This window comes from Kitasatospora sp. cg17-2 (assembly GCF_054031055.1).
Genome location: NZ_CM132923.1, coordinates 9000941 through 9017308, shown reverse-complemented (window position 1 = coordinate 9017308; position 16368 = coordinate 9000941). Strand labels below are relative to the sequence as shown.

Genomic DNA, 16368 nt, shown 5'->3' with positions numbered 1-16368 from the left:
ATCGGTCAATCCACGTGAGCGGAGCGGATGGAGGAACCTGACAGACGGTCAGCCGGAGCACGGCCGGTCAGGGCCAGGTCGGCCGCGGCCTGGAGGGCGTCGAGGTCCTCGGCGATCTCCGCCCCGGCGACGGCGTCCGGCAGACCGTCCTCCAGGTACCGCAGGGGGCGGTAGGACAGGCCCAGGACGGCCCAGCCGATCAGCAGCACCCCGCAGGTGACGAGGAGCAGGCCTGTGCCCCGGCCGGGCCCGGTACCGAGGACCCGGCCCACGGTGCCCGCCAGTGCCCCGCCCCGCTCCAGCAGACCGGAGAAGCGCTCGGCGAGGGGCGGGGCGCTGAGGAAGGCCAGCGGCGTCATGGCGACGGCGAGCATCTGGTTGGTGGCGAGCACCCGGCCCTGGAGGTCGGGGCCGACCTTGAGCTGGATGATCGCCAGCCAGTGCGCGTTGAGGATGCTCATGGACGCCCACCAGACGAGTGCGCCCACGGCCGCCAGCGTCACCGACGGACGCAGGCCGACCAGGACGACACCCAGGCCGACGCCGCCCACGAACCCCACCATGCCGGTCGCCCGCCGGGCGGTGCCGCCCCAGAGCGCCACGACCAGGCTGCCCGCCACGGCCCCCGCGCCGCCGACCGCGGTGACCACGCCCACCGCGGTGGTGCCGCTGAAGGAGAGCACGCTCGGAACCGTCAGCGTCACCGCGAGCGTGCCCAGGTAGTTCTCCACCATGAAGAACACGATCATGACCAGCAGCGGGCGACGCCGGGCCAGGAACCGCCAGCCGCCGACCACGGTCCGGGCGAAGGACTCCTCCTGTCGGCGGAAGAGCCGGTCGGGGAAGCGCACCCGCAGCAGCGCGGCCAGGCCGACCAGGAACGACGCGACGTCCACGGCCACCACCCAGGGCAGACCGACCAGCCCGATCAGCGCGCCGCCGGCCAGCGGGGCGATCAGCGTGCCCAATCCGGCACCGAGGTTGGCCAGCCCGTTGGCCTGCACCAGGTACGGCTTGGGCACCAGTTGGGCGACGGCCGCCAGATAGGCCGGGCGCCGGAACGCCGTCACCAGCGACATGACGCCCACGATCAGACCGACCTGCCAGAGCCCCGGGCCGCCGCTCCACAGCGCGGCCACCAGGGACACCGTGGCGGTCGCGGAGACGGCGTCGCAGGCGAGCATGACCCGGCGGCGGTCGATCCGGTCCGCCACCGCGCCGCCCAGCGGACCCGCGACGATCGCCGGGAGCATCGCGAGCATGCTGATCAGCGCGTAGTCGGCGACCCGCCCGCTGCGCTGGTAGGCCCAGACACCGAGGGCGAACGACGTCAGCGCGCTGCCGATCAGGGAGACCGTCTGGCCCGCGGCGACGAGGTAGAAGTCCCTGAGGTCCCGGCGCGCCCTCCCGCCGACGACCGTGACGTCCGCGACCGGCTCCGGCAGCAGGCCGTCGGCCCAGGCGCCGAGCCGCTCGCCGACGAGCGCGGCGAGCTGGGCGGCCTGGTGCTTGAGGAAGTAGTGGCCCGCTCTGGGGAGAGTGGCCAGCTCCACCCGGTCGGCGAAGGCGCCCCACTCCGCGAAGCGCTCCTGGTAGAGCTCGGTGGACCGGTCGCGTTCGCCGATCACGCAGAGCACCGGGGCCCGCAGCCTGCGGGCGTCCGGCCCGGTCAGTTCGCCGGTGAACCAGCCCTGGGCCTGGTCCACGTCGTGGCGCAGCGCGCGCAGCATGGTCCGCTGTGCGGCGTCGGCCGCTTCGGCGTTCCCTCCGCTACTGCCGTCGCCGGTCCCGTCTCCGGTCCCGTCACCGTCGTCGTCGATGCCGCCGAGGGTGCGCAGGAAGTCCCGGTAGGCCCGGTCCGAGGTCCAGCGGGTGGCCGGGAACCTGGCGCGCAGCCAGGTCGACAGCCGCCCCGGCAGCCGCGCGCCGGGGAAGCTGCCGCCGACCAGCAGTCCGGTCACCGGGACGCCCTCGGCCTCCAGGCGCAGCGCCAGTTCGGTGGCCGCGGCCGAGCCGACGCAGTGGCCGTACACCACCACCGGACCGGGGCCTGTCGCCGGGGCCGCTCCGGTCGGCCCGGCCAGTTCGGCGACGACCCGGTCGATCAGCACGGTCAGCGGGAGCAGCGGCTCGTCCGGTCGGGCCGGGTCGTGTCCCGGCAGTTCCACGGCCAGCACGGCCGCGCCGGGCATCGCCGCGGCCAGTTCGGTGGCGAGCGGGCCGTAGGCGGCCGCCGAGCCGCCGCCGTAGGGGACGCAGACCACGGTGACGGTCGGCCGGCGGCCGGGCGGCGGGCCCGCCAGCCGGTGCAGCAGGCGGCGCTCGCCGTCGGGTCCGTCCGCCCCGGCCGCGTCGAGGAACGCGGCCAGCTCGCGGACGGTCGGCCGGGTGAACAGGTCGATCACCCGCAGGGTCGGGTCGATGGCCCGGACGGCGCGTACCGCCCGGAAGGAGTCGCCGCCCAGGGCGAAGAAGTCGTCGTCGATGCCGATACCGGTGCCCGGTCCGGTGCCGGTGTCGGTGTCGGTGCCGTCGGGCGTGCCGAGTTCGAGGACCTGTGCCCAGGCCCGGGCGACGCGCAGCTCGGTCGGCGTGCTCGGGGCGACGTGCTCGGTGCTGGCCGCCGGTTCGGGTGCGGGCAGGGCGGCCCTGTCCACCTTCCCGTTCGGGTTGAGCGGCAGCGCGGGGAGCACGACGATCGCCGAGGGCACCATGTAGTCGGGCAGTCGCCCGCGCAGGGCCGTGCGCACGCGGGCGACGTCCACGGCGGAGCCGGGTGCGGCGGGAGTCACCCAGGCGGTGAGCCGCGCGGCGTGGGCCTCGCCGACCGGGAGGACGACCGCCTCGGCGAGTTCCGGCAGTTCCCGCAGCGCCGTGGCCACCTCGCCCGGCTCCACCCGGAAGCCGCGGATCTTGACCTGGTCGTCGACCCGCCCGAGGAACTCGAACAGTCCGGCCCCGTTCAGCCGGACCCGGTCCCCGGAGCGGTAGCACCGCGCCGTGCCGGTCACCGGGTCGGGAACGAAACGCTCGTCGGTCAGATCGGGGCGGCCGAAGTAGCCGCGCGCCACGCTCGGCCCGCCGATCCACAGCTCGCCCGGCACCCCGGCGGGCAGCGGCCGGCCGTCGGGGTCGACCACCCAGCAGTCCACGTCCGCCAGTGGCCGACCGATCGGGACCGTCCCCGAACGCCGGCCCGGCGGGGTCTCCTCCACGGCGTTGCCGAGCACGGACACCGTGGTCTCGGTCGGGCCGTAGTGCACCTGCACGGCCAACTCGGGCCGCGCGGAACGGATTCTGGCCACCAGGTCCCACGAGCAGGCCTCGCCCGCGAGGACGAGCAGCCTGCGCGGCAGCACCCGGCCGAGATCCCCGTGGGCGGCGAGCAGTTCCAGGTGGCTGGGCACCATCTTGACCGCGTCGACCGGGTGCGCCGCCAGGTACTCCCCGTACGCCTCCGGGTCGGTCGCCACCTCGCGGTCCACCAGGTGCACCGTGCCGCCGGTGGCCAGCGCCCCGAACAGGTTGGTCAGGCCGAGGTCCGCCGCATGGGTCGACACCAGGGCGAACGAGCCCCCGGCGACGTCGCGGTCGGCCAGTCGCTCCGTCACGGCGTGCAGGTAGTGGGTGATCTGGCGGTGCTCGACCGTGACGCCCTTGGGGCGGCCGGTCGAGCCCGAGGTGAAGATCAGATAGGCCGGTGCGTCCGGATCGACGACCACGCCCGGTGCCGTGCCGTCGGGGTGGTCCGGCGGTGAGTCCGGAGCGGACGGATCGTCGAGGATCAGGAGTTCCGGGGCGGCGCCGGCCGGGCCGGGGGCGCGCCCGGCGAACTCGCGCTCCGCCAGGACGATCCGCGCGCCCGCCGTGGTCAGGATGTCGGCCAGCCGGTCGTCCGGGTAGGCCGGGTCGAGCGGCAGGTAGACCGCACCGGCCTTGAGGGTGGCGAGCAGGGCGACCACCAGCGGTGTGCGGCGGTCGGCCAGGACGGCGACCGGGTCGTGCGGTTCGACTCCGGCCGCGAGCAGCCGGCGCGCGAGCCGGTTCGCCCGCCGCTCCAGCTGTCCGTGGGTGAGTTCGCCGTCGGGGCCCACGACCGCCGTCGCGTCGGGCCGTTCGGCCGCCCAGCGCTCGACCAGGCTGTGCAGCGGCCGGGTGAGGTCGAACTCCCGGCGCGGCCCGGACAGCAGCGGTCCGTCCACCGGTTCGAGCGCCACCTCGCGCACGGGGCGGTCGAGATCGGACAGCACGCCGTCCAGCAGGGCCGTGTACCACTCGGTGATCCGCCGCGCGGTGGGCCGGTCGAAGAGGTCGGTGCGGTAGATCAGCGACCCCTGGTAGGTGTCGCCGGCCGCGTGGGTGTCGCTGCTGCTGTCAGCGTCGCCCGGGCCGCTCGGCGAGGTGGCCGCGAACGCCAGGTTCAGGTCGAACTTGGCCGTTGTCGCCGGTGGGGCGAAGACCCTCGCCACCAGGCCCGGGAAGCGCGGCGCCACCGCCGGGGTGTCGATCACGTTGAGGAGGACCTGGAAGATCGGCGTGGTGGAGAGGTCGCGCGCGGGGCGCAGCCGGTCCACGATCCGTTCGAACGGGACTTCGGTGCGGGCGAAGGCCTCCAGCGCCACGTCGCGCACCCGCTGCAGCAGCTCCCGGCCGCTCGGCCCGCCCGACAGGTCGGTCCGCATGGTCAGGGTGTTGACGAAGAAGCCGATCACGCGCTCGGTGTCGGGATGCCGTCGTCCCGCCTCGGGCACGCCGACCGGCACGTCGTCGACGCCCGACAGCCGGGCGAGCAGCTCCTGCCAGACCGCGAGCAGCACCATGAACGGCGTGCAGCCGACCTCGGCGGCCCGCCCGCGCACCTTGGCGGTCAGGGCGGGGGGCAGGACCACCGGCAGTTCCGCGCCCGTCCGGTCCGCGACCGGTGGGCGGGGACGGTCGGTGGGCAGGTCGAGGACCGGCTCCAGGCCGGACAGCGCACGGACCCACCAACCCAGGTCGGCCTCCGCGCGGTCCCCTTCCGCCGGTCGCCGGGAGAGCCAGTGCGCGTAGTCCGCGTACTGGACCGGCGGCGGTGCGGGGGGCTCGGCCGGCCCGAGCCGGGCCGAGTAGAGTGCCGCCAGTTCCGCCACCGCCAGCGTCCTCGACCAGGCGTCGAAGGCGATGTGGTGGACCGTCAGTGCCAGTACGTGCTCCTCGGCGCCGAGCCGGAACAGCATCGCCCGCAGGGGCGGTTCCGAGGCCAGGTCGAACGGCCTGCTGAGGTCCTCCCGGAGGCGGCGGTCGAGCGACTCCCGGCCGCCCGGCCCGGTCAGGTCGACCTCGGCCAGCGGCACCGCGTCCGCCGGACCGGTCACGGTCGCCGGTTCGCCGTCGGTCTCGACGATCAGGCTCCGCAGGACGTGGTGCCGTTCGGCGAGGTCCCGCACCGACCCCAGCAGCGCGGCGCGGTCCAGCGGGCCGTCCAGGTGCAGCGCGACCGGGATCCGGTAGGCGGTGCTCTCCGGGTCCAGCTGGGTGAGGAACCACAGCCGTGCCTGTGCGGCCGACAGCGGCGCCGGGGCGTCCCCGTCCGGCCGGGCGGGTATCGCGGGCGTGCTGCGGGCGGCGGTGCGGCGGGCCGAGGCCAGCCGGGCGCGCAGGGCGTCGGCGAGCCGGGGGTCCTGGGAGCCGCGCCGCTCGGCGGACACCTCGGTCATGCGGCACCGCCGGCGGGGTGGGAGGCGGAGTGGACGGCGGGGGTGGCGAGGTCGGGCGGGTCCGCGGGACCGGGCGTCGCGACCATGTCGGCCAGCAGCAGCGCCTCCAGCCCGGCGGCGAAGTCGGCCAGGACCGGGTGCTCGAACAGCAGCCGCACCGGCACGGCGAGGTCCAGCGCCGCCATCAGCCGCCCCGTGACCCGGGTGGCCGCCAGCGAATGCCCGCCGAGCGCGAAGAAGTCGTCGTGGGCGCCGACCTCGACGACACCGAGCACGGCCTCCCACACCTCGGCCGCCAGCAGTTCGGCATCGGTGCGCGGGGGGATCCGGTCGCGGCCGGGTTCGCGGCCGGACTCCGGACCGGGCGCGGGGAGGGCGGTCCGGTCGACCTTGCCCGAGGCCGTCAGGGGCAGGGCGTCGAGCACGACCCACCGCCGGGGCACCATGTGGTCCGGGACGCGGACGCGCAGGCGCTCCTCGACCGCGGGCGCGCTGAAGGCGGCCGCCGCCGAGGGGTCCACCGCGAGGTAGCCGACCAGGTGGGCGTCCGCTCCGGCGCCGAGCACCACGACGGCCGCGTCCACCACCGCCGGTTCGGCGCGCAGGGCGGTCTCGATCTCGCCGAGTTCGACCCGGTGGCCGCGCAGCTTCACCTGCTGGTCGCGGCGGCCCCGGAATTCGAGGGTGCCTCCCCCGGCTTCCCCGGCCTCTGCTCCGGAGGGCCCCCACGGCCCCCACGGCCGCCAGCGGGCCAGGTCGCCGGTCCGGTAGCGCCTGCCGGCGGGTGCGAACGGGTCCGCCGCGAGCGGGTCCGCGACGAACGGGTCCGCCTCGAACGCCGCCGCGGTCGCGTCGGGCCGGTTCCGGTAGCCCCTGGCGACACCCGCACCGCCGATCCACAGCTCCCCGGTCACTCCCGGCGGCACCAACCGGCCCATGGCGTCCAGCACATAGGCCCTCTCCCCGGCGAGCGGGCGGCCGATCGGCACCGCCTCGCCGACGGGGGCCGCCACCCGTGCCGCGGTCGAGTAGACCGTGCTCTCGGTGGGCCCGTAGGCATTCCACAACTCGCCTGTGCGAGAGAGGAGTTCGCCCGCCAGGGCGGGATCCATCGGCTCGCCGATGCTGACGACGCGCACCCCCGGTGCCGACCACTGGGCGGCGACCAGCATCCGGAGCGTCGTCGGGGTGGCGGTCATCAGCGTCACCCCGGCCCGGTCGATGAATCGCGCGACGGCATGCCCGTCCACCGCGGCCTCGCCGTCCAGCATCGCCAGCCGGAGCCCGCAGGACAGGCCGACCCAGAGTTCGAACCCGAACACGTCGAAGGCCGGCGAGGTGAGCCCCAGCATGACGTCGCCGGGCCGGACGCCCGGTGCGATCCGCATCGCGGCCACGAAGGCCGCCAGGTTCGCGTGGGTGACCTCCACACCCTTGGGCAGGCCGGTCGAACCGGAGGTGTACAGCACGTAGGCCAGCCCCTCGGGGGTCGGCTCGGGCAGTGCCACCGGCCCCGTGGGTGCACTTTGCAAAGTCCCTGAAGACTTTGCAAAGTGCGCAGCGCACTTTGCAAAGTGCACCCATACGGGCCCGGGGCTGCCCGCGCCGCCCAGATCGAGGAGGCCGGCACCGACCGCCTCGGCCAGTTCACCGGCGAGCGCGAGGGTCTCCCCGGCGGCGACGACGACGGTCGCGCCGGAGTCGGCGAGTTGGGCGCGCAGCCGTTCGACGGGCTGGTCCGGTTCCAGGGGGACGTAGGCCGCACCGGCCCGCAGGACGCCGAGCAGGGCCGCGGGGAGGAAACGGTCGCGGGGAAGGCAGACCCCGACGGTGAACGCACCCGTCGGTTCCGCCTCGGGCTCGAACGCCGTTGCCGTCGAGGTCGCCGCCACGGTCGCGGTCGCCGATGCCGCCGATGCGGTCGATGCGGTCGATGCGGTCGATGCCGCAGGAAGCAGGGCCTCGGCCACCCGCCGCGACCACTCGGCCAGTTCCGCGTAGCCGAGTTCACCGGCCGCGTCGGAGGTGGCCACCGCGGCCGGCCGCCGGGCGGCCTGGTCGAGCACGGCCGCCACCACGGTCCGCGGACCGTCGGCCGGCAGCGCGGCTCCGGTGCCGACGGCGAGCAGTTCGGCCCGCTCCGCCGGGCTCACCAGCTCCAGGGCCGACAGCGGAAGGTCCGGATCGGCCGCCGCGGCGCACAGGATCCGGAGCAGCCGGTCGGCGAACGCCTCCGCGTCGGCCGGGCCGAACCGGTCCGTGTCGTACGCGATCCGGAGCTCGGGCCCCCGCACCGTCTCGTTGACGAACACGGTCAGCGGTGCCTGCGTCCCGCCGTCGGTCGTCTCGCCGAGCAGTTCCAGCCGGACGCCGTCGTGCTCCACCGCCACCGGAAGGCCGGCCGGCTGGAGCGAGAGCACGACCGGGGTCCCCATCGTTCCCCGGGGGTGCTCGATGCCGGCCGCCTCGAAGGCCTCCTGCACGGTGAACCCCGGACGGTCCATGACCCGGGCGGTGGTGGCGGCGGCACGGCCGACGGCGCTCCGGAAGGACTCCCCCGCCGCCAGCCCCAGTCTGATCGGACTGATCCCGACCAGGGGCCCGACCACCGCCTCCAGCTCGGGGTGTGCCCGGTGCGCCACGGCTGCGCCGAGGACGACGTCGGACCGGCCCGTAAGGCCGGCGACCAGCACGCCGAGCGCGGTCAGGAACGTCGCGAACGGAGTGGATCCGCAGTCGGCCGCGAGCTCGCGCAGCACGGCCGCCGTCCCGGCGTCGAGGGGACGGGCCAGCCGTTCGCCGCCCGGCCTGCCGGAACCCGGGCGCGCGGCGGGGAGGAGGTCGTGCGGCGGGACGGCGTCCGCCAGCTCCCGGGCCCAGAAGGCCCGCAGCCGCTCCGCCCGCTCGGGCCCGGCGGCGAGCGCGCGTTCGTGCAGCGCGATGTCGCCGACCTGGACGGGCGGTGGCGCGAGACCGGGGTCGTGGCCCGACCGGCCGTCCGCCGGCGTGTCGTCCGCCCCGGCCGCCAGGTCGGCGGCCAGCTCCGACATCAGCACGCCGATCGACCAGCCGTCGAACGCCAGATGGTCGGTCACGAGGACCAGTTCGGCGTCGTCCTCGTCGAGCCGGAGCAGTGCGGCCCGCAGCAGCGGTGTCTCGGTGGCGAGGTCGAACACGTGGCTCGCGGCCGCGCGCGTCAGCTCGGCCGCCTGCTTCACCTGCTCCGCCCCGGACACTCCCCTGAGATCGTGCTCCTCGAACGGCACCGGGGCCGGCGGGCGGACCTCGGCGACCGGTTCCCCGTCGGCCGGTTCCCCGTCGACCGGCCGACCGGAGGCCTCCGCCGCGGAACCGGTCAGTACGACGCTGCGCAGCACCTCGTGCCGCTCGACCACCGCGTCCAGCGCGGCCCGCAGCCGCGCCGCGCCCGGCACTCCCCGCAGGCGCAGCCGGAAGGCGATGGTGGTGGCGCGCCCGCCGGGACCGATCTGCCGCAGCAGCCACATGCCCTGCTGCGCGGCCGTCAGCGGGTAGCGGTCCCGGCCGGGGTGGCGGACCAGCGCGGGCTCGGGCGCGTGGCCCGAACGGTCGGCGGCCCGGGCCCGCAGCAGCGAGGCGAGTCCGGCGACGGTGGGCGCGGCGAGGAAGTCCGTCAGTGACACGGCCGTGCCGAAGTCGCGGCCCAGGACGGCGCAGACGCGGGCGGCGGCCAGCGAATGTCCGCCGAGCGCCGCGAAGTCGTCGTGGAGGCCGATCTCCGCCGGCTCCAGGCCGAGGGCGCCGGCGACGGTCTCCGCGATCCGCTGCTCGGTGCCGGCGCGCGGGGCGGCGTACTCGGTGTCGACGGCGCGGCCGAACCCGACCTCGGCCAGCGCGGCGCGGTCGGTCTTGCCGGTCGGTCCGAGGGGCAGCCGGTCGAGGACCGCGATCCGGGAGGGGACCAGGTGGTCCGGCAGCCGCTCCCGCAGCCAGGTGCGGAGCCGCGGTCCGGTGAGTGTCCGGTCGGCCGACTCGGCGTAGGCGAGGAGGAGTCGGGTGCCGTCCTGGTCGGCCGGTGCCAGTGCCACGGCGTGCCGGACGGCCGGGTGCCCCGCGAGCGTCGCCTCGACCTCGCCCAGCTCGATCCGGAAGCCGCGGACCTTGACCTGGTCGTCGATCCGCCCGGCGAAGTGGTGCAGCCCGTCGACCCGCCGGACGAGGTCGCCGGTCCGGTAGTGCCGGACTCCGGCGGCGTCGGTGACGAACCGTTCGGCCGTGAGCTCCGGCCTGGCCAGGTAGCCCCGGGCGACCAGCGGACCGGACACCCAGAGTTCCCCGGTCTCGCCGTCGCCGAGCGGGTTCCCGGCGCGGTCGCGCACCGAGAGCCCGCTCCCGGCGTAGGGCGACCCGATCGGCGGCTCCGCCCGTCCGTCCGCGGGCACCTCGTGCGTCACGCAGCTCACGGTGCACTCGGTCGGGCCGTAGCTCTGGACGACCCTGCGGACGCCGGGGTTGGCGTGGATCCGGTCCGCGAGGGCCCGGGTGAGGGGTTCGCCGCCCGCGCGGACGGTGCGCACGCCCGGCGGCAGCGGCTCGCGCACCAGGGCGGCGAGCGCGGACGGCGTCCCGTAGACGGTGGTGACCCGGTCCCGCGCGGGGAGGGCGGACAGTGCGAGCAGGTTCTCGGCCAGGATCACCGTGCCGCCGCGGAGCAGCGGGAGGAACAGCTGCGTCACGGACGGGTCGAAGCAGACCGAGGTGGCGGCCAGCATCCCGCGGAGTTCGTCGGCGGAGTAGACGGACGACTCCCACCGCAGCAGGGCGGCCACGTTGCGGTGCTCGACCACGACCCCCTTGGGTCGTCCGGTGGAGCCGGAGGTGTACATCACGTAGGCGGCGTCCGTCGGGCCGCTGTCGTCGGCAGGATCGAGGCCGGTCTGCTCCTCGGTGCCCGGGCCGACCGTCTCGACCAGCAGCGGGCCGTCACCGGTGGCCGGGAGGACGTCGCCGCGGCGCCGGAGGACGGCCGCCGAGGTGATCAGCTGCGAGATCCCGGCGTCCGCGGCGATGTACTCCGACCGGCTCGCCGGGTAGGCCGGGTCCAACGGCACGTAGGCCGCGCCGGCCTTCCAGACCCCCAGCAGCGCGGGGAGCAGCCACTCGTCCCGGTCCAGGCACACTCCGACCAGTGCACCCCGCCCGACCCCCAGTCGGCGCAGTTCGCGGGCCACCGCACCGGCCCGCCGGTCGAGCTCCGCGTAGGTGGTCCGGACCGTCCCCACCACCACGGCGGTCCCGTCCGGAGCCCGTCGCGCCGTCTCCTCGAACGCCCGATGCACCGGACCGGTCCCGAACGTGTCCGCCGACGCCATTGTCGATCCCCCCTCGTGAACCTGCCATGACACCGGGGCGGGCCCTGTCAAGCGTCCCGGTGTTGTCGAACTCTGAGCGCTGGTCAGCTCTCGCCGTCGCCGTGGCGCGCACGGTCGAGCAACCCGGGAAGGGCCGGCCCGAAGGCACTCAGGGCGGGCTCCCAGCGGCGCGCCCACCGTACTGGCCCGCCTCCGGCGGGGTCCAGGGTTGTGATCGTCAGGAACATGCCGTCAGCCCCTCGGGGCCGAACGGCCTCCCTGCTGACGGCCCACCACTGACGGCCCACCGCTTCCGGGCGGCCGCCCGTCCGGTCCGGGTCCGGGAGGGTCAGTCGCGTTCGGTGACGGTGACGACCCGGAGTTCGGGCGAGTCCAGGATGTCCTTCTCGCAGAAGCGGGAGGTGACCCACTGTCCGGTGGAGAAGAGGGCGGTCTGGTCGGCGTGGTGGGGGGAGGTGGGGTCGGCGGACTGGGCGTAGGCGAGGAGGGTCTTCGCCTCGGGGCAGCCGGAGCCGTTCCAGCCGACGGCCTGGAGGTAGCCGGTGCCGGATTCGACCTCGTCGTAGCCGCCGGCCGCGGGGTCCCACCGTGCGTCGAGGACGTTCCAGACGCCCAGTTCGGCCGAGCCGCCGGGGAGCGGGATCCGGTCTCCGGCGCGGACGACGAACTGGGTGTCGCCCCACGGGGCGTCCGCCGGGATCCCGGCGGCCCGCAGTTCGGCGACGGCGCTCTCCAGTGCCCGGCGGACGGCCGGTGAGGCGGTGTTCAGGGTGTGCGGGGTCCGGAGCGGGTCGGTGGGTGAGAACGGCACCGTCCAGAGGTCCTCCGGCGGGGTGGTGGCGGTGAGTGCGCGCCAGAAGCGGTCGAAGAGCAGCGCGCCGCGGCTGTCGGTGTTCAGGGTCCGGTCCCAGCGGGCCAGGACGCGGCAGGCCTCGGCGAGGTCGTCGGCCGTGCCGCCGCCCGCGCCGCCCGACCCGCCTGCCTCGCCCGCACCGCCCCCGTCGCCCCCACCCCCCGAACCGCCCGCGCCGCCCGCGCCGTGCGGGTCCTTCACCGCCGCGGGGCAGGTCGCCGCGAGTCCGGCGGCGGCGAGGTCCCCGGCGGTCGAGCGGTCGGCGGACTGGTGGCGCTGGAGGTCCCCGACGCCCAGCCGGCCCCGGGCGGCCAGGGCGGAGACGTCCTGGAGCGCGCCGCGGGTGCGCAGGGAACGCGGTGTGCCGATGGTGCCGAAGATCCGCTCGTACCCGGTGAGCGGGTGGTCGGCGTTGGTGAGCCAGGCGCTGTCGTTGGAGTTCTCGACGTAGGGGGCGTCCCGGAGCGTGGGCAGGGACCCGGGGCCGAAGACGCCGGGCTGGAGTGCCCGGGGGTCCGTGCCGGGGGCGCAGTGCGAGCGCGAGCCGTCGAGGACGGCGAGTCCCGTGGCGGGGTAGGTGGCGGCGCCCAGCGGGGTGGAGCAGCGTCGTGCGAGTTCGTCGGTGATGCGCGGGAGGACCTGGGACTGGGTGAAGAGAGTGTGTCCGGCCGCGTCGGCGGCGACGGTGTTGGCCCAGGGCAGGCCCTGGGTGCGGTTCAGCGCGGCCAGGGCCTCGTCGGTGCCGCGGGCCCGGGCGAGCGCGAGCGCGGTGTCGGAGCCGCGGAGGTTGGCGGCGTTGGGGTCGCTGAGGGCGTAGGCGGTGGTGCCGGTCCAGGGCAGCGGGCCGGTGGTGTCGAGTGCGGTGAGGACGGGCCCGTAGCGGGTCCACCACTGGTCCCGGGTGACGGGCTCGCCGTCCTTCACGGGGACGGTGACGGTGCGCCGGGTCATCCGCTCGGGGCGGCCGTCGACGAGGTAGGCGGTGGGGTCGGCGGGGTCCAGGGCCAGTTCGTAGAGGTTCATCGGGACGCCGGTGGCGACGGTGTGGCTCCAGGCCAGGTCGGCGTTGTGGCCGATCGCCACAGTCGCGGTGCCGAGCAGGGAGGCGCCCATGACGTCGAGTTCGCCGGGGACGGTCTGCTGCGACTGCCAGAAGCGCTGCGTGCCGTGCCAGGGGAAGTGCGGGTTGCCGAGCAGCAGCCCGCGGCCGTTGCCGGTGGTCGAACCGTGGAACGCCACGGCGTTGGAGCCCGGGCGCGGCGGGGGGAGGGCGGCGAGCGGCCCGCGGGCGGCCTTCCCGGTGGCGGGGGCCTCGTGGTCGGCGGACGCGGTGCTGCCGGGGGCCGGGGGCCGGGCGGCGGTGATGCCGTCGATGCCCCGGCCCTCCCCGAGGAGGACCGCGAGGGAGTAGTCGAGCGCCGAGACGTCGACGGCGCTGACCGGCCCGACCCAGCCCGCGCCGGCGCAGGCCGGGTCGGTGACGGGGTTGCGGCGCAGCCAGGCGTTGTACCCGGCGGCCCAGCCGCGGCCCAGTTCGGTGACCGCGTGGCTGGGGCCGACGGGAGCGGGGGTGGCGCGGAGGCGCTCGACGGTCCCGGCGTCGCGCACGCCGCGGTAGTACAGGTCGCTGGCGAGGTTGGTGGTGGCGAACGAGCCCTGGGGGTAGGGGGCGGGGTCGGGACCGAACCAGCGGGAGCGCTCGCCGCGGACGGTGAGGAAGGCGTCGGCGAGGGCGCAGACGTTGTCCCGGGCCTGGGCCCAGCCGCTGCCGAAGCCCAGGCCGGCGTAGTCGCGGGCGACGATGTGCGGGATGCCGTACTCGGTGTAGCGGAGGACCGCCGACAGGCCCCGGCCGTCGGGTCCCGCCGCGGCGGTGCCGGGGGCCGGGCAGGCCGCGGCCAGCAGCAGGAGGGCCGCGGCCCGGACGGCCGCGCCGCGAAGTCCCCTACGTCCGGGTGTGATCGGTGCGGTGGTGCTCAACGGGGCTCCCGGATCGGCGGTGACGGGCCGTGGCCGCCGCGCGGCGCGCTTCGGCCGCGACGCCCGCCCCATCGAACCGGATCTCGCGGCGGCGGCTCGGCATTCCTCCCTCCGGGGGCGCGCCGGGGCCGGGCCGGCGGCCCCGGCGCGGACGGTACGGGGTCACTGACCGGCGGTCCGTACCGACCGCTGCTCCGAGCGCGCTTCGTAGATGCGCTTGTGCCCCCGGAGCGCGGCCAGGCGGAACGGTCCGGTGGTCTGCGGCGGGACGGGGTGGTCGCCACCGTCGACGGGGAAGGTCTGCTCGTGCAGCGCGCGGTACCCGGCGTAGTCGAGCGGCTGTCGCCGTGCGACGGCCTCGCGGTGCGCGGCGGTGCGCAGGTGGTCCCGGTAGCCGGGGGCGACGGTGCCGGCGAAGAACTCGGCGACGCTGCCGGAGCCGTAGCTGAGGAAGCCGACGGGTCGGCCGGTCAGGTCGTCCGCCTGGTCGAGCAGCGAGGCGAGGCCCAGGTAGAGGGACGCGGTGTAGCTGTTGCCGACGACGGAGTTGTACGCCGTGGTCGGTCCGACGGCGCGGGCGATCCCGTCCGGGTCCGGGTCGTGCCCGAGGACGTTCAGCAGGTGCCGGTGTGCCTTGAACGCCATTCTGGTGAACGGCTGGTGGTAGCAGAAGGCCGCGAACTCGTCGAGTTTCCGGCCGCCGTGCTCGCGGTAGTCCGTCCAGGCGGCCTCGACCGCCCGGAGGTACGCGGTGACGGACGTCGGCCCGTCGACCAGGGCGGCGTCACGGTAGTTGGGCCGCCAGAAGTCCATGACGTCGGCGGTGTGCAGGCCCGAGGGTTCCTCGACGCGGACGAGCGCGGGGTCCGGGCCGATCAGCATGGCCGCGGCGGCCGCGCCCTGGGTCGCCTCGCCGGGGCTGTCCAGCTCGTACTTGGAGACGTCGCTGGCGATCACCAGGACGCGCTGCGCGGGGTCGCGGTGCACCAGGGCGACGGCGAGCTGCAGGGCCGCGGTCGCGCCGTAGCAGGCCTGCTTCAGTTCGACGGCTCGGGCGGCGGCGGGCAGTCCGAGCAGTGCATGGACGTACACGGCGGCCGACTTCGCCTGGTCGACCGAGGACTCCGTCGCGAGCAGGACCGTCCGGATCCGTTCGGCGCCGTGCCGGGCGACGACGGGGGCGGCGGCCGCGGCGGCCAGGGTGACGATGTCCTCGTCGAGGGCGGGCACGCTCATCGCCCGCTGGCCGATGCCCACGTGGTACTTGGCGATCTCGGTGCCGTGGTGACCGGCGAGCGCCGTGTGGGGCAGGACGAACTCGGTGGTGGCGAAGGACAGATCGTGGATTCCCACGGTGGTTCTGCTGCTGCGCATGGTCAGGCACTCTCCTTGGCGGTCCTGTTGTCGCGTTCGATCCGTAGGTGTGCGCGCATGAGTTCGCCCGGGTTGGTCTGCGCCGCGAGCAGCGAGAGTTCGCCGCACAGCACCGTGGCCGCCGCGATCACGGCGAGCCGGCGGGCGTTCTGCCCGGGTTCGCGCCCGGCCCGGCAGCCGAGCCGGGTCAGGTTGGTCTCCACGAAGGCGAGTCCCTTGCCGTTGCCGACCGTGCCGACGATCAGGTTCGGCAGGGTGCAGGAGAAGTAGAGGTCGCCGTCGCGGTCCTCGGCCATGGTGACGCCCTGGGAGCCCTCGACGATGTTGGCGGCGTCCTGACCGGTGGCCAGGTAGAAGCCGAGCAGCATGTTCGCGAAGTGGGCGTTCGCGGAGCGGATGCCGCCGGCGAGCAGGGTGCCGAGCAGGTTCTTGCGGATGTTCAGTTCGACGATCGCGGCGGCCGAGGTGTGCAGGACGCCCTCCACCACGTCGCGGGGGACGAGGAGTTCCGTCACCACGTTCTTGCCCCGGCCGAGGATGCCGTTGATCGCGGTGGCCTTCTTGTCGGTGCAGTAGTTGCCCGAGATCGATCCGTAGGAGATGCCGGGCACGGTCCGCAGCAGGTGGCGCAGCAGCGCGTCGGAGGCGAGGGTGGCCATGTTGTGCCCGGAGGCGTCGCCGGTGGAGAACTCGAACCGGACGAACAGCAGGTTGGCCGTGATCTCGTGCCGGACGCCGATCAGTTCGGCGAACCTGCTGGTGGCGCGCACCACTTCGCGCAGTTCCTCGGTCCGGGCGTTGATGGTCCGGGCGGCGGCCAGCGCGGTCTGCGCGTCGGTCGCCTCGACCAGCACGGAGCGGGTCATCCGCTCGTCGACCAGGGTGGCGACGATGCCGTGCTCGGCCAGCATGGAGACCTTGGCGCCCCGGCCCACGGAGGGCCACAGCGGTGACTCGTAGGTGGCGATGGGGACTCGGGTCTCGGTGGTGGCGACGTTCCCCGAGATGCGCAGGGGTCCCACCCATCTCATCGGGATCCCGGCGGCGGTCGGTGCCTCGGTCATGGCGTGGTTCCTGTCGGCTGGTCTGCTGGTGCCGCCGTTCGGCGGCGGGC

The 16368-nt window shown here is 75.3% G+C and carries 5 protein-coding genes; all 5 read right to left on the bottom strand.

The features are described 5' to 3' along the window. Positions 1-5 precede the first annotated feature (5 nt). The 5 genes from ACW14Y_RS37880 to ACW14Y_RS37860 all read right to left on the bottom strand — a co-directional run bounded on the left by ACW14Y_RS37880 (position 6) and on the right by ACW14Y_RS37860 (position 16318). The gene (locus tag ACW14Y_RS37880; protein ID WP_456985049.1) at positions 6-5696 is read right to left on the bottom strand and encodes a non-ribosomal peptide synthetase/MFS transporter; all 5691 of its coding nucleotides are present in this window, start codon (positions 5694-5696) and stop codon (positions 6-8) included. Further along, the gene (locus ACW14Y_RS37875; RefSeq protein ID WP_456985048.1) at positions 5693-11014 is read right to left on the bottom strand and encodes an amino acid adenylation domain-containing protein; all 5322 of its coding nucleotides are present in this window, start codon (positions 11012-11014) and stop codon (positions 5693-5695) included. The genes ACW14Y_RS37880 and ACW14Y_RS37875 overlap by 4 nt, the downstream gene beginning before the upstream one ends. A 361-nt stretch (positions 11015-11375) precedes the next feature. Next, a complete protein-coding gene (locus ACW14Y_RS37870) occupies positions 11376-13880 on the bottom strand; it encodes a penicillin acylase family protein (RefSeq protein WP_456985047.1) in 2505 nt (834 codons plus the stop codon). 162 nt (positions 13881-14042) lie between these two features. After that, positions 14043-15254 (bottom strand): hydroxymethylglutaryl-CoA synthase, encoded by a 1212-nt coding sequence (locus tag ACW14Y_RS37865; RefSeq protein WP_380392473.1) that lies wholly within the window; start codon positions 15252-15254, stop codon positions 14043-14045. Between the two features lie 2 nt (positions 15255-15256). After that, the gene (locus tag ACW14Y_RS37860; protein WP_456985046.1) at positions 15257-16318 is read right to left on the bottom strand and encodes a hydroxymethylglutaryl-CoA reductase; all 1062 of its coding nucleotides are present in this window, start codon (positions 16316-16318) and stop codon (positions 15257-15259) included. Positions 16319-16368 lie beyond the last annotated feature (50 nt).